The sequence below is a fragment of the Mesorhizobium atlanticum genome, from assembly GCF_003289965.1.
GTDB lineage: Bacteria > Pseudomonadota > Alphaproteobacteria > Rhizobiales > Rhizobiaceae > Mesorhizobium > Mesorhizobium atlanticum.
Window position 1 is genome coordinate 39,981 of the sequence record NZ_QMBQ01000013.1, and the last position, 21,024, is coordinate 61,004.

A 21,024-nucleotide genomic window follows, 5' to 3' on the forward strand; every position below is an offset into this window, starting at 1 on the left:
CGGCCAGCATCAGCTTTCGAAATTGAGTCCGGCATTGGCCGCATGCGCACGGTCGCGAGCCAAAGTGGCGATCGCGGTGTCCTGCACGCCGGTGCCGGTAAGGTCGGCGATAGTGATGTCGCTTCCCGAGCGCCGGCCGGGCTTGCTGCCGGCAATGATCTCACCGAGTTCGGTGACCTCGGCGTCGGCGGCCATCACGCCCGCATCGAGCGCGTGGTGAAGCTCGCCCAGGCGCCGTGTCTGCTTGGCGCTGTCAGCGACATAGAGATCGGCCATGCGCAGGATCGCCGGCGCGATCTCGTTCTTGTGCTCGGCATCGGAGCCCATCGCGGTGATGTGCTGGCCGGCCGAGACGAAACCGGGCTTGATCAGCGGTTCGGTCGACGGCGTGGTGGTGACGATGATGTCGGCGCCGGCCGCCGCGTTCGCCGCATCCGGCTCGGCCCGCACGATGATGCCCAATTTCTCGCGCAGGCGCGCGGCGATTGCCTCGGCCTTGGCGGCGTCGCGCGCCCAGATGCGCGCTTCCTCGATCGGCCGCACCAGGCGCAGCGCTTCCAACTGTAGCCCCGCCTGCAAACCGGCGCCGAAGATCGCCGCTGTCTTGGAGTCTTCGCGCGACAGATGCCTGGCCGCGACCGCGCCGGCAGCGGCGGTTCGCACATCGGTCAGATAGCCATTGTCGAGCAGCAGCGCCTCGACCACGCCGGTCTTGGCCGAGAGCAGCACCATCATGCCGCCGCCGCTCGGCAGGCCGAGCTTCGGATTGTCGAAGAAGCCGGAGCTTATCTTGACGGCGAAGCCGTCTATGCCCGGCACATAGGCGGACTTCACATCGACCTCGCCGCGATGCTCGGGAATGTCGAGCCTCAAGATTGGCGGCATCGCCACCGGCAGCGTGGCCAGGGCCCGAAAGGCGTTCTCGACGCAGGCGACAGCGTCCAGGTCGAGCGTCACGATCTTGCGCAGATCACTTTCGGTGAGAATTGTCATCCTGCTCATGCGGCGCACTCCCTTCCGGAGGATTCCCCGCAGACGATGCGGCGGTGCAGGCTCATATCGATGTTCTTGCCGGAGAGGATCAGGACGATCGGGCCGCTCGTCTTGACTTTCCCGGCAAGCAGCGCGCCGATGCCGACGGCGCCGGCGCCTTCGACGATCTCGCGTTCCTGCTCATAGGCATGGCGGATGCCGGCGGCGATCTCGTCCTCGGCAAGCAGGACCACATCGTCCAGCAGGTCGCGGCACATGGCGAAGGTCAGCCGGTTGTCGAGGCCGATGCCGCCGCCGAGCGAGTCCGCCAAGGTCGACAGTTCCTCGACCTGCAGGGGTCGGCCGGCATCGAGGCTGGATTTCATCGCGGCGCCTCGCGCCATAGAGATGCCGATGACTTTGGTGCCCGGGCTCACACCTTTGACGGCCGCCGCCACGCCGGCCGCCAGCCCGCCGCCTGAGAGCGGGACCAGCACGCTTGCTGCGTCCGGAACCTGCTCCATGATTTCCAGCCCAATCGTGCCTTGCCCGGCGACGATGTCGGGATGGTCGAAAGGCGGCAGCATGACCAGTCCTTCCTCCGCCGCCAGCCTGTCGACTTCCTGCTGGGCGTCGTCCTGGCTGTTGCCGACGATGCGCACTTCCGCGCCGAGGCGGCGGATGGCGTCGAGCTTGTTCTCCGGCACCAGGCTCGACATGCAGATCACCGCGCGCATGCCGTCGAGCTTGGCCGCATGCGCCAGTGCGCGGCCGTGATTGCCGGTCGAGGCTGCAACGACCCCGCGCGATTTTTCTTCCGGGCTCAAACTGGCGATGGCGTTGGAGGCGCCGCGCAGCTTGAACGCGCCGGTGGCCTGGTGGTGCTCCAGCTTGAGATGAACAGGATGGCCCGCGCGCTCCGACAGGCTTTGCGACGGCACACAGGGTGTCCGCTCGACCTTGCCGGCAATGCGTTCGCGCGCGGCGCGAATATGCTGAAGCGTAACTGGCATTTCGATCACGCGGCCAGCGGTTTCGTCCACAAGCGGCCGAACTCCGGTCGTGGCGTCCCGTCGCCGCAGAGCCGCAGGCAGTTCCATGCGCTGGCCTGGTTGCTGGTGACGACCGGACGCCCGATCGCCTCTTCCATGCCCGGAACCGCAAGCGCGGCGCGCAGCGCGGTGCAGGAGACGAACAGCGCGTCGGCCTGCGGATGCGTGACCTTGCGCGCCATCTCAATGAGCGACGCCGGCTTGATGCGTGCCATCTCGCGGTCGTCCTCGAAGCCGAGGCAAGTGAAGCTCTGGATGTCGAAGCCGTGCGCCGCGAAATAGGCGGCCATCGGCCGGCTGGTTTCGACCGTATAGGGTGTGAGAATGCTGATGCGCTTCACCCCAAAAGCGCTCAGGCCGCGCATGCCGGCCATCGGCGGGGTGACCACCGGCACGCCGGGCTTGGCCGCCCGGATCGCCTGCTCAATCTCGGCGTCACCGATCACCACGGAGGCCGAGGTGCAGGAATAGCAGATCGCATCAAGGGCCTCATCCGGCAAGATCAGCGCCGCGCCCGCCGAAAGCGAAGGCTGCATCTTGCGCAGATTCTCCGGCGTCGTCGGATTGGCGTAGGGGATGCGCGCGACATAGACGCCAATGCGCTCGTTCGCCACCATGCGGCGGAAGTCGACCTCGCTGGTGTGGTCGGTGGCCAGAGCGATCAGCCCGACGCGCTTTTCCAGCGGGCGCGCGTCAAGCGCCGCGCGTGCCGCTTCGAGGCGGATTTCGGGCAGTGCTTTCATGACTTTCATCTTTCGATCCTGCCGTAGCGATGCTCCAGCCAGCGCAACAGCACGACAGAGCAGAGGCTGATGACGAGGAAGAAGGCGCCGACCAGCGTCATCGGCTCGATATAGCGGTAGTAGGTGTTGGCCACGCTCTTGGCCTGGTTCATCAGCTCGAGCACGGTGATCGCCGAAAGCAGCGGCGTCTCCTTGAACATGGCGATGAAATAGTTTGCCAAAGCCGGGATCATCGGCGGGATCGCCTGCGGCAGGATGATGTGCGTCCAGGTGTGGCGTCCATTGAGGTTGCAGGCCTTGGCCGCCTCCCACTGCCCGCGCGGGACGTTGTCAATGCCGGCGCGGTAGACCTCGGCCGTATAGGTGCCGTAGTGCAGGCCAAGCCCGATGACGCCGGCCACCAGCGGCGGCAGCAGGATGCCGATATCGGGCAGCACGTAGAAGATGAAATAGAGCTGCACCAGAAGCGGTGTGCCGCGGATGAACTCGGCGAACCAGCCGATGCTGCGCGCGACGAGCCGATTCTCCGAGCGCCGCGCCAGCGCAATCCCGAGCCCTACGATCGCCGCCAGGATCGAGCCCAGAATGGTTGCCAGGATGGTGATCTTCACGCCCTGGATCAGGGTCGGCATGATCTCCCAGACGAAGTTCCAATCCCAATCCATCAGACACGCACTCCGTCGAGGCCGCGCGCCATGCGGCGTTCCAGCGTCCGCACGCCCCACGAGATCATCAGCGCCAGCGCGAAATAGATAATGAGGACCGACAGGAACGGCATCAGCGTGCTGCCGGTCTGCGAGCGCACCACCTGCGCCTGGAAGGTGAGATCAGCGAGCGAGATCAGCGACACGACCGACGTCGCCTTGAGCAGCTCGATGGCGTTGTTGCCAAAGGTCGGCAGCATGACGAGCAGCGCCTGCGGCAGGATGACGTGGCGCATGCCTTGCCAGCGGCCGAGATTGAGCGCCGTGCAGGCCTCATATTGCTCGCGCCCGACCGACAGGATGGCGCCGCGCACAACTTCCGCCGCATAGGCGCCGACATTCAAGCCCAGCGCCAGCACGCCGGCCTGCAGCGGCGTCAGCGACAGGCCGGCGAAAGGCAGCACGAAATAGGCCCAGAACAGCTGCACGAAGATCGAGGTGCCACGGAAGAATTCGATATAGACCGTGGCGATCGCCCGCACGATGAAGAAGCGCGACACCCGTCCCATGCCGGCGAGGAAGGCCATGATCAGCGCCAGCACCGACCCCATCAGCGTCAGCTCGATGGTGACAAGCGCTCCCTGCAATATCAGGCCGAGATAGCCGGACCACTGGGTCATCGGGGTGTAAAATTTCCTATCGTTTGCGGTTGCGCGAGGCAGCCGCGACAAGCCTCTTGTCCCCGCCCAACGGGGAGAAGATGTCGGTAGGCAGATGAGGGGCAGAGCCAGCCTGTCAGAACTCGGCGCTGCCCCTCATCCGTCACTTCGTGACAGCTTCTCCCCGTAGAACGGTGAGAAGGAAGAAGCCGCGCTTACTTCGCCGCGCAGAGCTTCTCGCGCGTCGTCGACATCGCCGCCTTGGCCGAGAAGCCGTAGGGCTCGATGATCTTGGCGAACTCGCCGGACTTCTTCATCTTGGCGAGTTCGACGTCATAAGCGTCGCGCAGCGCCTCGTCGCCCTTCTTGAAGGCGGCGCCGTCGCAATAAACCGGAGCGCCCTGCACCGGTGCGATCACTTCCAGGTTCGGATCATTGGCCTTCTTCATCAGGTCGTTGATCGACAGAACCGGCAGCGAATAAGCGTCGATGCGGCCGTCCTGCACCATCTTCAGGCCGCTCTGGCCGTCCGGCACGACGATAACCCGATCGCGCGGCACGCCGGCATTCAGCGCCAGCTTCTCCTCGGTGCCGCCGCCCGGCGCGCCGACGGTGGCGGAGCTCTCCTTAGCGATGTCCTCATAGCTCTTGAAGCCCTTCGGATTGCCTTTCTTCACCAGCATCGCCTCGGCATCGCACAGCACCGGTTCGGAATAGGCGACCGCCGCGCAACGCTCCGGCTTCATGAACAGGCCGGCGGTGACGACGTCGAAGCGGCCGGCCTGCAGGCCGGGGATCATGGCGCCATATTCGGAAATGGAAGCGACGATGTCGTTGACGCCGAGGCGCTTGAAGATCTCGCGCGCCACGTCCGGCGCCGCGCCCGAAACCTTGCCGTCGGCGGCCACCGCCGTATAGGGCGGCTCGTTGGCGATGGCGACGCGGGCAAAGCCCTGCTGCTTGAGCTGCTCCAGCTTTGCATCGTCGGCCGAACGCGCGCCGGAGGCGAGCAGCATCGTGCTCACTGCGAGGCCGGCGACGCCAGCCAGAATGCCAAGTTTCTTCATCGTTCCCAACTCCTTGTTTCTGTTATTGGTTTGCTCGGTTCGCGACGGCCTTCGGCCGCCCGTGGACGGCTTGCGCCGCCCGTTGAGGACGACTACGTCGCCTCTGCATAGCGGTCAGACGCGATGTCCGGCCGCGATGATCTTCTTCAGGAAGCTCTGCGTTCTTTCCTGTTTGGGATGGCGGAAAATCTCATCAGGCTTGCCTTCCTCGACGATCCTGCCGCGGTCGAAGAACAGCACGCGGTCGGCAAAGTCGTGGGCGAAGCCCATCTCATGGGTGACCAGAAGCATCGTCATGTCGGTCTCGGCCGCGAGCTTGCGCATGACGTTGAGCACCTCCTCGACCAGCTCCGGATCGAGCGCCGAGGTGACCTCGTCGAACAGCATGATCTTGGGCGACAGCGCCAGGGCGCGCGCAATCGCCACGCGCTGCTTCTGGCCGCCGGAAAGCTGCGCGGGCATCGCTTTCGCCTTGTCGGCGAGGCCCACCATGTCAAGCAGTTCGATCGCCCGCTTTTCGGCGGCGGCGCGCGCGACGCCCTTGGTCAGCATCGGCGCCAGGGTGACGTTGTCCATGACGCATTTGTGCGGAAAGAGATTGAAGAGCTGGAAGACCATGCCGATCTTCTGGCGCATCCTGGCCAGGTGCCGCTCGTCGGCCGCCAGCAGCTGGCCGTTGCGCTCCATGTGGTAGAGCTGCTCGCCGTCGACCTGGATGTGGCCGCCGTCGATCTTCTCCAGCGTCATCAGAATGCGCAGGATCGTCGTCTTGCCTGAGCCGGACGGGCCGATCAGCGCCAACTTCTCGCCCGGCATCACCTGCATCGACAAACCGTCCAGCACCTTGAAGGTGCCGAAGCTCTTGGAAATCGCATCAACCTTGATGATGGGCGCGGGCAATCCATTTCCCCGTTCTGGAGAAGCCTATGCCCTTAACGATGCGAAACGCGTCAAATCATGTCAATTAGGAAAATAATATCATGACAATATTTCCGGCGCGGCACAATTTCAGGGCAATTTGCGCTCAGCTTGTGCATCAGATTGCGAGCAGGAGATGCTCCGGATCGCCGAGCAGCAGCTTGGCGACAACGCTCAAGCCCGCCCGCAGTTCCCCCTCGGTGGTCGATCCGAGCGAGATGCGCACCGCGGGGCGCCATGGCGTGTCGGCGATGCGGAACGAGGTGCCCGGCGCGATTGCCACGCCGCGCAGCCGCGCCTGCGAAACAAAACTTTCTTCCGCGCGGTCGCCCGGCAGTTCGAGCCACAGATGCAGCCCGTCGCGATGGACGCGGTAGTCGACGCCGGCCAGCATTTCGGCGGCGATCTCCTGGCGCCGCCTCAACGCCTGGCGTTGCCAGTTGACCAGTTCCATCGCCGTGCCGTCATTCACCCAGCGCGTGGCGATCTCCGCCACCATCGGCGTCGCCATCCAGTTCGAGACGAGGTGGCGGTTGGCGACGGCGGCCACATAGCGGTCCGGCACCGCCAGGTAGCCGATGCGAAGACCGGGCACGGTGATCTTGGTGAAGGAGGTGACGTAGAGCGTGCGCTCCGGCGCGTAGGCGGCAACGGCAGCAGGCCGGCCTTCGACCAGCGGCCCGAGCACGTCGTTCTCGATGATGGCGATGTCGTGCTTGCGGGCAACGGCAGCGATCTGCTCGCGGCGAGCGGCGTCCATCAGGGTCGCCGTGGGGTTGATTACCGACGGCTGCACAAAGACGGCGCGGATGTCGGAGAGGCGGCAGGCCTCGTCGAGCGCCTCTGGGATCAGCCCGTTGTCGTCGATCGGCAGGCCTTCGAGATTGAAGCCGAGATAGCGGGCCAACGGCACCAGCGTGTGGTGGCCGATCGCCTCGGTGGCGACCGTCGAGCCCGGCGGCGCGACGCTCATCAGCGCCACCGTCATGCCGGCAGTGGCGCCGTTGGTGAGGTTGATGTTCTGCGGCGATGCTTCCAGCCCGCACAGCTTCAGCCACTCGACCGCGACCGCGCGGTGGCGCGGAAAAACCATGTTCGGCCGGAACGACAGCGCCGAGCTCGACGGCAGGTTCTCGGCGAGCCACCCCAGCGCCTGCTTCAATTTCTCCAGATGCATCGGCTCGCAGACCGGCTTCAGGATCGAGAGGTCGATGACCTCGCCCAGCCGCTCAGGAATGTAGGGCGGCTCCGGCTCGCGGCGCTGCGTCTGCACGAAACTGCCGCGGCCGACCTCACCGGAGATCAGGCCGCGCCGGATCAATTCCTCATAGGCACGGCTGACGGTCTGCACTGAAAGCTTCAGCTCGTCCGCCAGCCGGCGGTGCGTCGGCAGCCGCGTGCCATTGGCCAGCCGCCCGTCATGGATGGCGCGGGCGAACTGGTCGGCCAGCGAGAGATAGGCCGGCCGGCGGATGAGAGCAGGATCTGGCTGCCACAATGTCATGACTTATTAGAGATCGAAATCAGTGCAATTGACAATCGAAATAATGCATCGTCATGGTGTCCGCAGCGAAAGGCGGATACCGCATGGCGGCAGCGAAACTCGACCCGATCGACCTCAGGATTCTCGACGCCATCCAGCGCGACGGGCGCATCACCAAGCTGGCGCTGGCCGAGAAGGTCGGCCTGTCGCCGACGCCGTGCTGGATGCGGCTGCGCAAGCTGGAAAAGGCCGGCATCGTCTCCGGCTATCATGCCGCGATCGCCATGCGCACCATCGCGCCCGTCGCGACCGTGCTGATGGAGGTGACCCTGGCCAATCACCGCCAGGCTGACTTCGACCGGTTCGAGCGGGTGGTGCGCGATGTGCCGCAGATCGTCGCCTGCTGGTCGGTCGGCGGCGGCGTCGACTACGTGCTGAAGGTCATGGCGCGCGACATCGATGCGTATCAGCGGCTGGTCGACAGCCTGCTCGAACGCGAGATCGGCATCGACCGTTACTTCACCTACATCGTCACCAAGACGGTCAAGGACGAGACGGTACTGCCGGTGGCCGATCTGCTGCCGGAGCAATGAACTCCGTCGTCATCCTTGGGTCTCCGCTACGGAGCTGCGCTCCTGCTTCGCCCAAGGATGACGAGGCTGAGGAGCCTCGGCCAATTTTCGCCATGCGGCGCTATCCGCCGGCTTTGATGGCCCATCCGTCGGCCGGTCAGCTAGAGAGATTGGCTACGTCCGCGCGCCAATAGAGAGAATCTCTCTGCTGACAGGCATCGAAACAGCCTCATTCTTCGCCCTGCACAGCTGATGCTGTGGCATCGAATGGAGATATCGATGTCCGCGCATTTTGCCCGCACCAACCACCATGAAGCGCTCGACCGCCTTGCCGATCGCCGGCTGCTGCGCGCGCTCGCTTATGTCGACGGCCACTGGACGGCGAGCGAAGCGGCGGCAAGTTTCGAGGTCACCGATCCGGCGACCGGCGCTACCGTCGCCTTCGTGGCCGCGCTCGATGCCGCCCAGACGACGAAGGCGGTCAATGCCGCGTCCCGTGCGTTTCCCGCCTGGCGGGCGCTGCTGCCGCAGGAACGCTCGAAAATCTTAAGAAAATGGTTCGATCTGATCGTCGCCGCCAAGGACGATCTGGCGCTGCTGATGACGCTCGAGCAGGGCAAGCCGCTGAAGGAATCTCTGGGCGAGATCGACTACGCCGCCTCATTCGTCGAGTGGTATGCCGAGGAAGCGAAGCGCCTCAATGCCGAAAGCGTCACCAGCCATCTGCCCAATGCCGAGATGTCGGTGCGCCGCGAGCCGCTCGGCGTGGTCGGCGTCGTTACGCCCTGGAACTTTCCGTCAGCCATGCTCACCCGCAAGGCTGCGGCCGCCTTAGGCGCCGGCTGCACGGTGGTGGCGCATCCGTCTTCCGAAACGCCGCTGTCGGCTTTGGCGTTGGCCGAGCTCGGCGAGCGCGCCGGGCTGCCGGCCGGCGTCTTCAACGTTATCACCGGCGATGCGCGCACCATCGTCGGCGCGATGTGCGCCGACGCCAGGGTCCGCGCCATGAGCTTCACCGGCTCGACCGAAGTCGGCCGGCTGATCGCCGCGCAAAGTGCCGCGACGATGAAGCGCCTTGTCATGGAGCTCGGCGGCCATGCGCCGCTGATCGTGTTTGACGACGCCGACATCGACAAGGCCGTCACGATCGCGCTCGACGCCAAATTCGCCACCTCGGGCCAGGACTGTCTGGCCGCCAACCGCATCTATGTGCAGCGGCCGATCTATGAGCGTTTCTGCGCCGCCTTCGCGCGCCGCATCGAGCAGATCCGTGTCGGCAACGGACTTTCCAGTGACGCCGAGGTCGGGCCGCTGATGCATGAGCGCGCGGTCAAGAAGGTGGAGGAGCAGGTGGCCGATGCACTCGCCCATGGCGCGCGCTGCCTGACCGGCGGCAAGCGTCACGCCGCCGGCCCGCTGTTTTACCAGCCGACCCTGCTCGTCGATGTGCCGGACGAAGCTTTGATCATGCGCGAGGAGACGTTTGGGCCCGTCGCCGCTGTGACGCCGTTCGACGATGAGGCGGAAGTCGTCGCCCGCGCCAACGCCATCGAATACGGCCTCGTCGCCTATGTCGTCACCGAGAATGGCGCCCGGCAGGCGCGCATGGGCCGCGCCCTTGAATACGGCATGGTCGCGATCAACCGGGTCAAGATCACCGGCGCGCCGATCCCCTTCGGCGGCATCAAGCAATCCGGCATCGGCCGCGAGGGCTCGCGCCACGGTCTCGAAGCTTTCACCGACCTCAAATACCTCTGCCTCGATGTAGCCTAAGCTGCCCAGGCCCTCATTCTCGTCAGGAGTCAAAAAATGCTCGAACAGTCCAACGAACTCTCCGCCTGGGATCGCGATCACTTCTTCCATCCCTCGACGCATATGGGCACGCACGCACGCGGAGAAAGCCCGGCGCGCATCATGGCCGGCGGCGAGGGCGTCACGGTCTGGGACAACACCGGCAGGAAGAGCATCGACGCCTTCGCCGGCCTCTATTGCGTCAATGTCGGCTATGGCCGCCAGAAGATCGCCGATGCGATTGCCGAACAGGCGAAGAACCTCGCCTACTATCACGCCTATGTCGGCCACGGCACGGAGGCCTCGATCACGCTCGCCAAGATGATCATCGATCGCGCGCCGAAAGGCATGTCGCGAGTCTATTTCGGCCTCTCCGGCTCCGACGCCAACGAGACCAACATCAAGCTGATCTGGTACTACAACAACGTCCTGGGACGGCCGGAAAAGAAGAAGATCATCTCGCGCTGGCGCGGCTATCACGGCTCCGGCGTGATGACCGGGTCGCTGACCGGGCTCGAGCTGTTCCACAACGCGTTCGACCTGCCGCGCGCGCCGATCCTGCATACCGAGGCGCCGTACTATTTCCGCCGCGCCGATCGCTCGATGAGCGAGGAGCAGTTCTCGCAACATTGCGCGGACAAGCTGGAAGAAATGATCCTTGCCGAAGGCCCGGACACGGTGGCCGCCTTCATCGGCGAGCCGATCCTCGGCACCGGCGGCATCGTACCGCCGCCGGCCGGCTACTGGCAGAAGATCCAGGCCGTGTTGAACAAATACGATGTTCTGCTCATCGCCGACGAGGTGGTGACCGGCTTCGGTCGTCTCGGCACCATGTTCGGCTCCGATCATTACGGCATCAAGCCGGACCTGATCACCATCGCCAAGGGCCTTACCTCGGCCTATGCGCCGCTTTCCGGCGTCATCGTCTCCGACAAGGTCTGGCAGGTGCTGGTCAAGGGCTCGGACAAGCTTGGCTCGCTTGGCCATGGCTGGACCTATTCGGCGCATCCGATCTGCGTTGCCGCGGGCGTGGCCAATCTCGAACTGATCGACGAGATGGACCTGGTGAGGAATGCCGGCGAGACCGGCGCCTATTTCCGCGCCCAGCTCGCCAAGGCCGTCGGCGGCCACAAACATGTCGGCGAGGTCCGCGGCGACGGCATGCTGGCCGCGGTCGAGTTCGTCAAGGACCGCGACGACCGCGTCTTCTTCGATCCGGCGCTGAAGGTCGGGCCGCAGATCGCGACGGCACTTGCCGCCAGCGGCGTCATCGGCCGCGCCATGCCGCAGGGCGACATTCTCGGCTTTGCGCCGCCGCTCTGCCTGACGCGCGAGGAGGCCGACACCATCGTCGCCAAGACCGCCGACGCGGTGACCAGCGTTTTTGCCAGCATCTGAGAAGTGACATGAATTCCATGACCAGAACTATCCCGGCTACGATGGCCGCCGTGCAGCTTACCGGCCATGGCGGCCTGGAGAAGCTCGTCTACCGCACCGATGTGAAAGTGCCAGCACCCGCCGCCGGCGAAGTGCTGGTCAAGGTCAGCGCCTGCGGCATGAACAACACCGATGTCTGGGTGCGTCAGGGCGCCTATGGCACGGAGGAAGACGCGGCCGCGGTATCGACCTGGCGCCGGCAGGGCAACACGCTCACCTTCCCGCGCATCCAGGGCACCGACACGGTTGGCACCATCGTCGCCGTCGGCGACGGCGTGCCTGCCAGCCGCATCGGCGAGCGCGTCATGGTCGACTTCTCGATCTACAACCGCGACGACGATTCTCTGGCCGACATCGACTATATGGGCCATGGCCGCGACGGCGGTTACGCCGAATACCAGGCGCTGCCGACTGAGAACGCGCATCTAGTCGACATCGACCTGAGCGATGTCGAGCTCGCCACCTTCTGCTGCGCCTATCTCACCGGCGAGCAGATGCTGGAACGCGCGGCGCTGAAGTCCGGCGAACGCGTCCTGGTCACTGGCGCCTCGGGCGGCGTCGGCTCCGGTATCGTGCAACTGGCACGGGCGCGCGGCGCCATCCCCTATGCCGTCGTCGGCAAGGGCAAGGAGCAGGCCGTGCTCGACATCGGCGCCGAGAAGGTGATCACGCGCGGCGTGGCCGACCTGCCCGCCGCCGTCAACGAAGCGACCGGCGGCCAGCCCATCGACGTGGTAGCCGACCTCGTGGGTGGGACCATCTTCAACGACCTCTTACGCATCCTGCGGCCCGAGGGCCGCTACGCCACGGCCGGCGCCATCGCCGGGCCTGTCGTGCAGCTCGATCTGCGCACCATGTATCTGAAGCAGCTCCAGCTCAACGGCTCCAGCCAGGGCACGCGCGCCGACTTCCGCCGCATCGTCCGCTACATCGAGGAAAAGAAGATCAAGCCGCTGGTCGGCGGCGTCTACAAGCTGTCGGACTTCCACCGCGCCCAGACCGACTTCATGGGCAAGGACTTCGTCGGCAAGCTGGTGGTGGTGCCGGATGCGATGTGGGGCGACGCCTGACCCAGGAAACTGCCCGGCGCGGTCAGCCTTTGATCGCACCGCCCTTGACCCGGTCGTAACTTTCAGCAGCGGACGCTTCCCGAGGCCGGTCAGTTCAGCAACGTCGAGGATCTTCAACCGGCCGGCCACGCCTCCGAGCATGTGCTCGGAATGCCACGTTCCCACTGACAGGCAAGGCCAGTGGACGCGACCGCTCAATCCGGCCAGGGCCGCTTCTCACAGGCCGAGATGCTTGTACACAGTCGTTCGCGAAAGGCCGAGCCGGCGGGCCGTTTCCGAGATATTTTCGGATGCATTGCGATAGGTCCGGCGAATTTCGCGGCACCTGTTCTCATCGAGCGAGTTTCCGCGGCAGGCTACGCAACTGTCCGTTTCGTCCGGCGGCGAGCAATCGTCGAAAGATCCCTCGTCGACGAAATCCACCCCCCGGACCAGCGCACGCTGTAGCGCGGCCTGGAGCTCGCGGATGTTGCCTGGCCATTTCCGCAGCGAAAGCGCCGTGATCGCGGCGTCGGTGATGGCCGCGTCCGGCGCCAGCTTGCGCATCAGGTGCCGCACGATCAGCGCGAAATCGGAACGTGCTCCCAGGGGCGGCAGATGCAACGTGAAGGCGTTGAGCCGATACAGAAGGTCGGCGCGGAAGCTGCGCTCGGCGACCATTTCGGAAAGATCTCGGTTGGTGGCGGAGACGATCTGCACATCCACCCTGTGTGTGTGCTGTCCGCCGACCGCGCGGATTTCCATGGAATCAAGGAAGCGCAGCAGCGCGGTCTGGGCGGGCAGGGGGATGTCGGCGACCTCGTCGAGGAACAGCGTGCCCCGGTCGGCGATGCGCGCGAGGCCGGGCGATCCCTCGCTGCGGGCGTTGGTGTATGCGCCGCGCTCATGTCCGAAGATCTCGGCTATGAAGAGCTGCTCCGGCACCGCGCCGCAATTCACGGCAACGAATTCGCCTTTCCTGCCGCTGACGGTGTGGACATGGCGCGCCATCAACTCCTTGCCCGTTCCCGTCTCGCCGGTGATGTGGATCGGCATACGCAGCGCGGCGGCCCGGCCGATCTCGGCCACGGCCCGTTTCAAGCTGCGATCCTCGCAAACGAAATCGGGCGCATGGTCAACGTGGGCCGCCGGCGCGACGCCGGACCGCCGCGCCGGTGATACGCGTCCTCCCGGCGCTATCTGGCGGCATACCATGAACACGCCGCTGCCCGCCCGGTCGCGGATGGTGGTGACGCCGCCATTGAGCAGGCCGCTGATCGTGGCTCCGAAGCTTGCCTCGAACAAGTGGTCGAAATGGCTGCCCGCGGCCGCGGGAAGACCCGCAAGCAGCGAGGTGCCGGGCCTGTTGAGCGAGATCACCTCGCCGTCGCGCGAGACGGCGATAAGGCCGGCCGAAAGCGTGTCCAGATATTCGGCGCGCGGGTGAAAGGCCAGGATGAAGCATTCCGCGCGTTCCTGGAAGATCAGGCCGTTTTCGATCTGGGCGGCGGCCATGCGCACCAAAGCGTGCGTGTGCTGCTGGCGGGCCTCGTTGGAGCACGATGCGTCGAGAAGGCCGAGGATACGGCCGTTCGAATCGAGGATGGGCGCGGCCATGCAGCTCAGATGGCCGTGGCAGGCGAAATAATGCTCGCGCCCGTAGACGGCGACGGCCTCCTTGCCGGCCGCCGCCAGTCCAAGCGCGTTGGTGCCGTAGCGAGCCTCGCTCCATATGCTGCCGGGGATGACGGACCGGCCGGCGGTGCTGTCGGCAAAGTGCTGGTCGCTGATCGTGTCCAGCACCATGCCTTCGGCATCGCCGAGCGCGATGATGAAATTCGACCCGGCGATCTGAGAATGCAGCAGCTTCATCTCCGCCAGAGCCAGCCGGCGCAGGGCCGCGACCTTTTCGCGCTTCCGCGTCACCTCGGCAAAGGCCGTCACCTCGCCGTTCGGGATCGAGCGGGGATCGAGCCCCAGATCACGGCAGCGCTGCCAGCTCTCGGCGATCGCCGCCGGCAGCGTTCCGCCCGGCAGCCTGTCTCCGCGTTCCAGGGCCTGACGCGCGCGATCAATTCCAGACGGGTGCAACATCATCGTCCCTCCACTGCGCCGCGTGCGCATGAAGCGCCGCGACATCGACTTGAGCTTGGCTGGAAACTGAACAGCTTGCGCCCGGAACTGTTCAGCCGATGAACGGCCTTGCGTCCGGGCATGGTTCCCAAGCCATTGATTTTATTGGCATTTGTTATCTGGCATGCGGGTTGCTGATCTCCTGGTCGAAGGCCGGCGCAATGCTCGGTCCCGCGGAGGAGACAACAATGAAAGCCCAGGTTCTCACCAGATATGACGACAGCCTGACCGGGAGCGAATGGGTCTCCCAGCAGGAGGTCCCTGACCCGAAGATCACCAGGTCCACGGATGTGATCGTGCGCATCGGCGGCGCCGGCGTTTGCCGGACGGACCTGCACATCATCGAGGGTGTATGGCGCCCGCATATGGATCCGACCGGAGACGCCCTGCTGCCGCTGATCATGGGCCACGAGAACGCCGGCTGGGTCGAGGCAATCGGCAAGGAAGTGGAAGGCATCAAGGTCGGGGATCCGGTCATCGTCCATCCGAAGATCTCCGGCGGCACCTGCCTGGCGTGCCGCCGCGGCTTCGACATGCATGGCCCTGGCAAATTTCCGGGACTCGACTGCAATGGCGGCTACGCCGAATATCTTTGCACCTCCGAGCGCAACATCGTGGCGCTGCCGAAGACGCTGGCGCCGAAGGATGTCGCGCCCTACGCGGATGCGGGCCTGACGGCTTACCGCGCCGCCAAGAAGGCGAGCCGGCATTTGCTGCCCGGCGAAAGCTGCGTGGTGATCGGCGCGGGCGGCCTGGGACATATCGGCATCCAGTGCCTCAAGGCGATGTGCGCGGCGGACGTGATCGTCGTCGACAAATCGGACGACTCGCTGACGCTCGCCGGACGCATCGGCGCCGACAAGCTGGTCAAGGCGGACGGCAACGAAGTGGAGGCCGTGCTGGCACTGACGGATGGCCAGGGCGCCGAGGCGGTTATCGACTTCGTCGGCGAGAAGGGCACCACGGCCAAGGGCCTGGCGATGACCCGGCCGATGGGCAGCTACTATGTCGTTGGCTATGGCGAGGACATCAAGGTTCCGACCGTCGACATGGTCATCACCGAGAAGAACATCATCGGCAATCTGGTCGGTACCTGGGCCGAGCTCGTCGAGCTCATGGCGCTGGCCGATCGCGGCCTGGTCGACCTGACGACGGTCGAATACCGGCTCACCGACGCCAACAGGGCGCTGCATGATCTCCACCACGGCAAGATCCACGGCCGCGCGGTGCTGATTCCCTGACGAGGGGAAAACAAACCCGGGACCGGCCGCGCGATGGCCTCGCGGCCGGGTCCAGAACGCCGAACCCTGTCGCGGGGCAGCGCATGGCCGCCTCGCGTCGCTTCCGCGCATCAGGAGTCCGTCATGCCGTCCATTGGCATCAATGAAAGCTGGAGCCGCGCAAGCAAGGCCTGGGCGACCTGCGCCCGGATCGGCGCCGCTCCCCGAAGGAAACCGGGAGGAGACATGTGCAAGCTCCTGGCCAGGCAGGATCCGCGTCGCTTCACGCAGACCAGCCGGTCCCTGCGCATCTCGGGACAGTCGACCAGCATCAGGCTGGAGACCGCGTTCTGGGAAATACTGGATGCCATTGCTGCCGGCGAAGGCATGTCGGTATCGCGCCTCGTCGCCTCGCTTTACGACGAGGCCGTGGATCTGCATGGCGAGGTCGCGAACTTCGCGTCGCTCCTGCGCACGGTCTGCCTCATCTACCAGGGCGAGCGCGCCGAGATGGCAATCCGCCGGCATCCGCCGGCGTGACGCCTTTGCTGGTCTGCCAGCCGCGGCGCCGCCGCGGCATGGCGCCGTCACGATGGCTTCCCAGCGCGCGCTTCGCCGCCGATGCGGTTTTCCGCGATCCAGCGGGCCGCGAGCACCAGCGCGCCCATCGAAAAGTCCTTGCCGTGCCTGGCCACCATCTCTTCCGACAGCTTGGCAAGCTGCTGGAAGAAATCGTCCTTGCTCAGTTCTTCCGGGGTCAACTGTGTCTGTTGTGTCTGCATCGTTTCCTCCTGTTCGTTGCCCCCCGTCACTTGAACATCTGAGCGGGGAAAGTGATGAGGCTGGCGCCTCCGTCCGTCGTGCCCGCCGCCAGATGGCGACCATCGGCGGACCAGGCCAGCGTGGTGACAGCTCCGCCGGACGGCTTGACCAAAAGCTCGTCGCGCTCGCCGATCCGGGCGACGACGATCTGGCCATTGGCGAAGCCGGCGGCCGCGAGCGGCCGGGTCGGATGGCCGGCCACCGCCTCGACCACCACCAGGCCGGGACGTCCGGTGACGAGCGCGCCCCCGGTCTCGCCCTCAAGCGGCGGAAGCTTCATCGACCAGGCCGCGATGCGGAAAGCGCCGGAGGCAATCAGCGCGTCGGCGCGTTCGCTCCAAGACACGGCGCGCACCATGGCGGGGAAATCGCTGACGGTGCCTGCCTTCCCGTCCACCAGGCGGGCGACACCGAATCCGCCGGAGGCCAGCGGGCAGGCGATCCATTCGCTGTCGGCGCTCCACCGCACCGCTGCCGGCGCCTGCGGGAAACCGATCGTTCGGATCAAAGTGGGTTCCCCCATCAGCGTCCAGATCGAAATCTCATTGCCACGGCACACGGCAAGCTGCCGCCCGGAAGGAGAAAAGCCGAGCGCCGCGACTTCGCCGCCATGTCGCGCCAGCGAGCGGATGATGCCGCCCGAAGCCATTGCAAGAAGGACGTCCGCGCCGTCGCTGACCGCCGTCACGCCTTGCCCGCGGGCGTGGTCGAGGGCCACGATCGCGCCGTCCAGCCGGATGTCCGTATCGTCGATCTCCCCGGTCGCGGTCACGCGCACGACCCTGCCGTCCGACGCTCCTGCGAGGAAACCCGATTGGGCGGACGCTGCAATCAAGGGCGCGCCGTCGCGAAGATGATCCGTGACGATGAGCGGCGCCGGTGGCTTCTCACGGGGCCGGATGGTCGTCTGGCCGAGATCGCCGCTTACCCTGATGCGCGACTCCGGCGGTTCCGGGTCGGAGAGCGAAGCAAGGGCGATCGTCCCGTCCGCGCAGGCGAAGGCCGCAACGGAACTGTCGGCACTGAACTGCAGGGTCTCGACGGCCGACGGCAGCGCCCAGCTTCTGGCGAGCAGGTCGAACAATGTCAGATTGCGTATATTTTGCTGGTTCACGCTTCAGGTTCCCTTCATTCCTATCAGACCGCGGCCAGCAGGCGGTCGACCTCGTCCACCTGCCGCTCGGCGGCGGCGATGCGCTCCTCGCAGTCCGACAGCGCGGTGCGTATCGAGGCGGCGCTCGTTTCCGCGCCATGCAAGTCCCGCACCAGTTGCTCGGAGGCGCCATTTCGGTCGAGCTCGAGTTCGATCCGCTGGATGTCCATTTCGATCGCGCCGAGGAGTTGGGTCCATTTCAGAGACTCGGCGTTCAGCCCCGACAGGGCCACCACGAGCGACAGGCGCCTCTCCAGCAATTCCACGCGCACAGGCGAGGCGTCTGTCATCGCGATCCTCCTTGCTGCGGGCCGGGCATCGGAGAAAACCTGAGATGTTCGAGACCACCGGCAGGACCTTCTTCCAGGCGCTGCACGCGGCGGCGGAGAAGCGGTTGGGCCAACAGCATCCTTGCTGCCTGGCGATCGCCGAAGCCGCGCGGAATCCGGATGCGACGGCGGTTCGCGCCGCGCAAGCCGCCCTGAACGGCTTGCCGAAAGAGGTGCTGGTGGCGCTCATGGCCGATGCACACAAGGCGTTGCGGGAAGACCCGTCGGCGATCCTGGGAGCGTGGGGCGGCTCTGCTTCGCGGCATTGACGGCATCCTCAATGATCGTCCGGCGGCCGCTCCGCCGGCGCCGCCCACCCAGACAAGACCTGCGGCAGGCCGGGAACCTGGCTCCGGAACTGCCGCTCGGCCATGGCGATGTGGCCCCTGAGCTGATCCCATATGTCGACGCGCAGCAGCGAGGTGCTGTCGCCGATCAGGCGCTCGACCTCTTCGATCCGGAACTGGCGGGTGAGCGCGACGCCCGAGAAGACGAAATCGCGCATCAGCAGCGCATGCCGTTCGATGAAGGCATGGATCATGGGATGCGTTTCCTCAGTGATGCCGGCCGCCGCCATCTCCGCTTCCATGAAGCCCTGGAAATGCCGCTGCAAAAGATTCTGGCTCTCGCCGAGGAAGCGCATGGTGAACACCAGGTCGCGCGGCATCAGGCGGACCAGGTCGGACGTGACGTCGTCTTGCTCTTGGCGCCCCGGCAGGGGGCGGTCGTCTTTCCCAGGCATTGTCATTCCGTTGGCTGCGCTTCGCCTGCATGTGTATTTAAGGATAGGGTCGGCTTTGTAAGTTGTCGACAAATGATTATGCTGCATTTGCGAAATAATATTTTGCATATACGAATAATTCTGAAATATTACAAATGTAAATTTCGAATGTAACGATTCTTTACAGTTGTATGGCAGCAGGCTGCCCGCGGCGACATCTGAGGCTGGTACACAAGTTGATTTGCCAACGACTGGTCCATGATTTGGGCGTTAACTCAAACTGGCACGCCCCTTGCTTCATAGGTTTGCATAAGAAGCCCATCGCGTCTGAGGCGCGGTGCCACAAGAACGAAGGAGCGGAGGAGGAGACCGGAAACCGCGCACGCGGCAGCAACGGCGCCTGGCGCCAGGGCATCCCGGAGTTCTCGTCGCACACCTTTGCCGTGATCCACTTGAACGGTTGGCCGGGCGCCCGACTGCGCCCTGACGCCTGCCGTTCGGTCTGCAACTGGCGGCGGTGTGTGCCGCGACTGCCCGGGTCATGAGGTCCGGGACTCAAATCTGGTGGAGGCTTATGGCTATGACGTCTTTGACGCTCAACAAGATAACCTCGCAACGCGGCATCTCCGTGGGCGAGGCGACCAAGAAGATTTCCGACCTCGGTTGGAACCCGACCTACGTCCAGGAGGCGATGACCTTCCCGACGGACTACAAGATCACCAAGGCGCCGCGCGACCCGATGAAGCAGGTGCTACGCTCCTATTTCCCGATGCAGGAAGAGAAGGACAATCGCGTCTACGGCGCTCTCGATGCCGCGCTGCGCGGCGACATGTTCCGCAATGTCGAGCCGCGCTGGGTGGAGTGGATGAAGCTGTTCCTGGCGATCATCCCGTTCCCGGAAATCTCGGCGGCACGCTCGATGGCGATGGTGGCCCGGCTCGCCCCCGGCGAGGATCTGCGCACCGGCTTCACCATGCAGATGGTCGACGAGTTCCGCCACTCGACCATCCAGATGAACCTCAAGAAATGGTACATGGAGAACTACATCGACCCGGCCGGGTTCGACATCACCGAGGAAGCCTTCGGCAAGTGCTACGCCACGACGATCGGCCGCCAGTTCGGTGAGGGCTTCATCACCGGCGACACGATGACCGCCGCCTGCATGTACCTGACGGTGGTCGCCGAGACCGCCTTCACCAACACGCTTTTCGTCGCCATGCCGTCGGAAGCCGCCCGCAACGGCGATTACGCGCTGCCGACCGTGTTCCTGTCGGTGCAGTCGGATGAAAGCCGCCACATCGGCAACGGCCACTCGCTGCTGATGGCCGCGCTGAAGGAGCCGGAAAATCATCTGCTGCTCGAGCGCGACCTGCGCTACGCCTTCTGGCAGAACCACGCGATCGTCGATGCCGCCATCGGCACCTTCATCGAATACGGCACCACCAACCGCGACAAGAACAAGGAGTCCTACGCGGAGATGTGGCACCGGTGGATCTTCGAGGACTACTACCGCACCTACATGCTGCCGCTCGAGAAGTACGGCATCAAGATCCATCACGACGACGTCCAGACCGCCTGGAAGCGCCTTACCGAGAAGTTCTACGTGCACAAGGTGGCGCAGTTCTTCGCCGTCGGCTGGCCGGTCAATTTCTGGCGCATCGAGGCGCAGCGCGACGCAGACTTCGAATGGTTCGAACAGAAGTACCCTGGCTGGTATGCCCAGTTCGGCGAGTTCTGGAAGTGGTACGACAAGCTCAGCCACAAGGGCGAGAAGGTGCTGCTGTTCAATGAGGCCGTCGGCTATGTCTACCCGCATCGCTGCTGGTCGTGCCTGGTACCCTGCCTCATCCGCGAGGACATCGTCACCGACGAGATCGACGGCAAGCTCTACACCTTCGCCCACGAGCTCGATCGCTGGACCGCCGTCGAGGCGTTCGCCGACGAGTACCAGGGCCGTCCGACGCCCGCGATGGGCCGCTTCAGCGGCAAGCGCGAGTGGGAGACGCTCTATCATGGCTGGGATCTGGCCGATGCCATCAAGGACCTTAACTTCGTCCGGTCCGACGGCAAGACGCTGGTGCCGCAGCCGCATCTGCGCTTCGACGACAAGGAGATGTGGACGCTCGACGACGTGCGCGGCCACACGCTGCAGTCGCCGCTGACGCTGCTGCGCGAGATGAGCCCCGCGGACCGCGAGAAGCATCTCGCCGAATACCGCGCCGGCTTCACCATCAACGCCTGCAACTAAACCCGCAATTA

Annotated in this window: 21 protein-coding genes; 8 read left to right on the forward strand and 13 right to left on the reverse strand. The window is 65.1% G+C overall.

The annotated features are described in order from the left end of the window. Positions 1-9: 9 nt before the first annotated feature. From DPM35_RS30455 to ehuR, 8 genes are all read right to left on the reverse strand, one after another. Entirely contained in the window at positions 10-1,002 is a 993-nt protein-coding gene (locus tag DPM35_RS30455) for a cyclodeaminase (RefSeq protein ID WP_112131194.1), read from the reverse strand. Further along, the gene (eutB, locus tag DPM35_RS30460) at positions 999-1,985 is read right to left on the reverse strand and encodes a hydroxyectoine utilization dehydratase EutB (protein WP_181592234.1); all 987 of its coding nucleotides are present in this window, start codon (positions 1,983-1,985) and stop codon (positions 999-1,001) included. The genes DPM35_RS30455 and eutB overlap by 4 nt, the downstream gene beginning before the upstream one ends. A gap of 5 nt (positions 1,986-1,990) precedes the next feature. Next, on the reverse strand, positions 1,991-2,767 hold the full coding sequence (eutA, locus tag DPM35_RS30465) for an ectoine utilization protein EutA (protein WP_112131271.1): 777 nt from the start codon (positions 2,765-2,767) through the stop codon (positions 1,991-1,993). Positions 2,768-2,772: 5 nt separating this feature from the next. Beyond that, positions 2,773-3,432, reverse strand: coding sequence for an ectoine/hydroxyectoine ABC transporter permease subunit EhuD (gene ehuD, locus DPM35_RS30470; protein WP_112131195.1), 660 nt, complete (start codon positions 3,430-3,432; stop codon positions 2,773-2,775). Beyond that, on the reverse strand, positions 3,432-4,091 hold the full coding sequence (ehuC, locus tag DPM35_RS30475; RefSeq protein ID WP_112131196.1) for an ectoine/hydroxyectoine ABC transporter permease subunit EhuC: 660 nt from the start codon (positions 4,089-4,091) through the stop codon (positions 3,432-3,434). Before ehuC ends, ehuD begins: the two co-directional genes overlap by 1 nt. A 194-nt stretch (positions 4,092-4,285) precedes the next feature. Beyond that, positions 4,286-5,137, reverse strand: coding sequence for an ectoine/hydroxyectoine ABC transporter substrate-binding protein EhuB (gene ehuB, locus DPM35_RS30480; RefSeq protein WP_112131197.1), 852 nt, complete (start codon positions 5,135-5,137; stop codon positions 4,286-4,288). Positions 5,138-5,251: 114 nt separating this feature from the next. Next, positions 5,252-6,037, reverse strand: coding sequence for an ectoine/hydroxyectoine ABC transporter ATP-binding protein EhuA (gene ehuA, locus DPM35_RS30485; RefSeq protein WP_112131198.1), 786 nt, complete (start codon positions 6,035-6,037; stop codon positions 5,252-5,254). A 136-nt stretch (positions 6,038-6,173) separates the two neighbouring features. Beyond that, positions 6,174-7,559, reverse strand: coding sequence for a MocR-like ectoine utilization transcription factor EhuR (ehuR, locus tag DPM35_RS30490; RefSeq protein WP_112131199.1), 1,386 nt, complete (start codon positions 7,557-7,559; stop codon positions 6,174-6,176). A gap of 83 nt (positions 7,560-7,642) precedes the next feature. On the opposite strand from ehuR, the gene DPM35_RS30495 reads away from it, so the two are divergent. The 4 genes from DPM35_RS30495 (at position 7,643) to DPM35_RS30510 (ending at position 12,408) form a co-directional block, all read left to right on the forward strand. Beyond that, the gene (locus tag DPM35_RS30495; RefSeq protein WP_112131272.1) at positions 7,643-8,131 is read left to right on the forward strand and encodes an Lrp/AsnC family transcriptional regulator; all 489 of its coding nucleotides are present in this window, start codon (positions 7,643-7,645) and stop codon (positions 8,129-8,131) included. Between the two features lie 258 nt (positions 8,132-8,389). Continuing rightward, positions 8,390-9,883, forward strand: coding sequence for an NAD-dependent succinate-semialdehyde dehydrogenase (locus DPM35_RS30500; RefSeq protein ID WP_112131273.1), 1,494 nt, complete (start codon positions 8,390-8,392; stop codon positions 9,881-9,883). Between the two features lie 36 nt (positions 9,884-9,919). After that, a complete protein-coding gene (locus DPM35_RS30505) occupies positions 9,920-11,299 on the forward strand; it encodes an aspartate aminotransferase family protein (protein ID WP_112131200.1) in 1,380 nt (459 codons plus the stop codon). 8 nt (positions 11,300-11,307) lie between these two features. Then, positions 11,308-12,408 carry an alcohol dehydrogenase family protein gene (locus DPM35_RS30510; protein WP_112131201.1) on the forward strand — a complete coding sequence of 367 codons (1,101 nt, stop codon included), beginning with the start codon at positions 11,308-11,310 and terminating at the stop codon, positions 12,406-12,408. A 216-nt stretch (positions 12,409-12,624) separates the two neighbouring features. On the opposite strand, the gene DPM35_RS30515 is transcribed toward DPM35_RS30510, so the two are convergent. Continuing rightward, positions 12,625-14,484, reverse strand: a complete 1,860-nt coding sequence (locus DPM35_RS30515; protein WP_181592235.1) for a sigma-54-dependent Fis family transcriptional regulator — start codon at positions 14,482-14,484, stop codon at positions 12,625-12,627. 224 nt (positions 14,485-14,708) lie between these two features. Between DPM35_RS30515 and DPM35_RS30520 the strand changes: the two genes are divergently transcribed. After that, positions 14,709-15,761 (forward strand): NAD(P)-dependent alcohol dehydrogenase, encoded by a 1,053-nt coding sequence (locus DPM35_RS30520; protein ID WP_073989726.1) that lies wholly within the window; start codon positions 14,709-14,711, stop codon positions 15,759-15,761. Positions 15,762-15,986: 225 nt separating this feature from the next. Next, on the forward strand, positions 15,987-16,280 hold the full coding sequence (locus tag DPM35_RS30525; protein WP_112131203.1) for a ribbon-helix-helix domain-containing protein: 294 nt from the start codon (positions 15,987-15,989) through the stop codon (positions 16,278-16,280). Positions 16,281-16,327: 47 nt separating this feature from the next. Here the strand turns inward: DPM35_RS30525 and DPM35_RS30530 are convergent, their stop codons facing one another. The 3 genes from DPM35_RS30530 to DPM35_RS30540 are packed head-to-tail and all read right to left on the reverse strand — an operon-like array spanning position 16,328 to position 18,005. Beyond that, a complete protein-coding gene (locus DPM35_RS30530; protein WP_112131274.1) occupies positions 16,328-16,522 on the reverse strand; it encodes a hypothetical protein in 195 nt (64 codons plus the stop codon). Positions 16,523-16,548: 26 nt separating this feature from the next. Continuing rightward, complete coding sequence (locus tag DPM35_RS30535; protein WP_112131204.1) at positions 16,549-17,676, reverse strand: WD40 repeat domain-containing protein; 1,128 nt, start codon at positions 17,674-17,676, stop codon at positions 16,549-16,551. A 23-nt stretch (positions 17,677-17,699) separates the two neighbouring features. Beyond that, on the reverse strand, positions 17,700-18,005 hold the full coding sequence (locus tag DPM35_RS30540; protein ID WP_112131205.1) for a hypothetical protein: 306 nt from the start codon (positions 18,003-18,005) through the stop codon (positions 17,700-17,702). Between the two features lie 44 nt (positions 18,006-18,049). Here DPM35_RS30540 and DPM35_RS30545 point away from each other — a divergent pair, with 44 nt between their 5' ends. After that, positions 18,050-18,313 carry a hypothetical protein gene (locus DPM35_RS30545; protein ID WP_112131206.1) on the forward strand — a complete coding sequence of 88 codons (264 nt, stop codon included), beginning with the start codon at positions 18,050-18,052 and terminating at the stop codon, positions 18,311-18,313. A gap of 8 nt (positions 18,314-18,321) precedes the next feature. Here the strand turns inward: DPM35_RS30545 and DPM35_RS30550 are convergent, their stop codons facing one another. Beyond that, positions 18,322-18,786 (reverse strand): hypothetical protein, encoded by a 465-nt coding sequence (locus DPM35_RS30550; protein ID WP_112131207.1) that lies wholly within the window; start codon positions 18,784-18,786, stop codon positions 18,322-18,324. Between the two features lie 553 nt (positions 18,787-19,339). Between DPM35_RS30550 and DPM35_RS30555 the strand changes: the two genes are divergently transcribed. After that, positions 19,340-21,013 (forward strand): aromatic/alkene/methane monooxygenase hydroxylase/oxygenase subunit alpha, encoded by a 1,674-nt coding sequence (locus DPM35_RS30555; RefSeq protein ID WP_198419738.1) that lies wholly within the window; start codon positions 19,340-19,342, stop codon positions 21,011-21,013. Positions 21,014-21,024: the final 11 nt, after the last annotated feature.

Excerpts from the sequence above, each read along its gene's own strand:
- DPM35_RS30455 (WP_112131194.1), bottom strand. The coding sequence starts at position 1,002 with ATGAGCAGGATGACAATTCTCACCGAAAGTGATCTGCGCAAGATCGTG.
- eutB (WP_181592234.1), bottom strand. The coding sequence starts at position 1,985 with ATGCCAGTTACGCTTCAGCATATTCGCGCCGCGCGCGAACGCATTGCC.
- eutA (WP_112131271.1), bottom strand. The coding sequence starts at position 2,767 with ATGAAAGCACTGCCCGAAATCCGCCTCGAAGCGGCACGCGCGGCGCTT.
- ehuD (WP_112131195.1), bottom strand. The coding sequence starts at position 3,432 with ATGGATTGGGATTGGAACTTCGTCTGGGAGATCATGCCGACCCTGATC.
- ehuC (WP_112131196.1), bottom strand. The coding sequence starts at position 4,091 with ATGACCCAGTGGTCCGGCTATCTCGGCCTGATATTGCAGGGAGCGCTT.
- ehuB (WP_112131197.1), bottom strand. The coding sequence starts at position 5,137 with ATGAAGAAACTTGGCATTCTGGCTGGCGTCGCCGGCCTCGCAGTGAGC.
- ehuR (WP_112131199.1), bottom strand. The coding sequence starts at position 7,559 with ATGACATTGTGGCAGCCAGATCCTGCTCTCATCCGCCGGCCGGCCTAT.
- DPM35_RS30495 (WP_112131272.1), top strand. The coding sequence starts at position 7,643 with ATGGCGGCAGCGAAACTCGACCCGATCGACCTCAGGATTCTCGACGCC.
- DPM35_RS30500 (WP_112131273.1), top strand. The coding sequence starts at position 8,390 with ATGTCCGCGCATTTTGCCCGCACCAACCACCATGAAGCGCTCGACCGC.
- DPM35_RS30505 (WP_112131200.1), top strand. The coding sequence starts at position 9,920 with ATGCTCGAACAGTCCAACGAACTCTCCGCCTGGGATCGCGATCACTTC.
- DPM35_RS30510 (WP_112131201.1), top strand. The coding sequence starts at position 11,308 with ATGAATTCCATGACCAGAACTATCCCGGCTACGATGGCCGCCGTGCAG.
- DPM35_RS30515 (WP_181592235.1), bottom strand. The coding sequence starts at position 14,484 with ATGATGTTGCACCCGTCTGGAATTGATCGCGCGCGTCAGGCCCTGGAA.
- DPM35_RS30520 (WP_073989726.1), top strand. The coding sequence starts at position 14,709 with ATGAAAGCCCAGGTTCTCACCAGATATGACGACAGCCTGACCGGGAGC.
- DPM35_RS30525 (WP_112131203.1), top strand. The coding sequence starts at position 15,987 with ATGTGCAAGCTCCTGGCCAGGCAGGATCCGCGTCGCTTCACGCAGACC.
- DPM35_RS30530 (WP_112131274.1), bottom strand. The coding sequence starts at position 16,522 with ATGCAGACACAACAGACACAGTTGACCCCGGAAGAACTGAGCAAGGAC.
- DPM35_RS30540 (WP_112131205.1), bottom strand. The coding sequence starts at position 18,005 with ATGACAGACGCCTCGCCTGTGCGCGTGGAATTGCTGGAGAGGCGCCTG.
- DPM35_RS30545 (WP_112131206.1), top strand. The coding sequence starts at position 18,050 with ATGTTCGAGACCACCGGCAGGACCTTCTTCCAGGCGCTGCACGCGGCG.
- DPM35_RS30550 (WP_112131207.1), bottom strand. The coding sequence starts at position 18,786 with ATGCCTGGGAAAGACGACCGCCCCCTGCCGGGGCGCCAAGAGCAAGAC.
- DPM35_RS30555 (WP_198419738.1), top strand. The coding sequence starts at position 19,340 with ATGGCTATGACGTCTTTGACGCTCAACAAGATAACCTCGCAACGCGGC.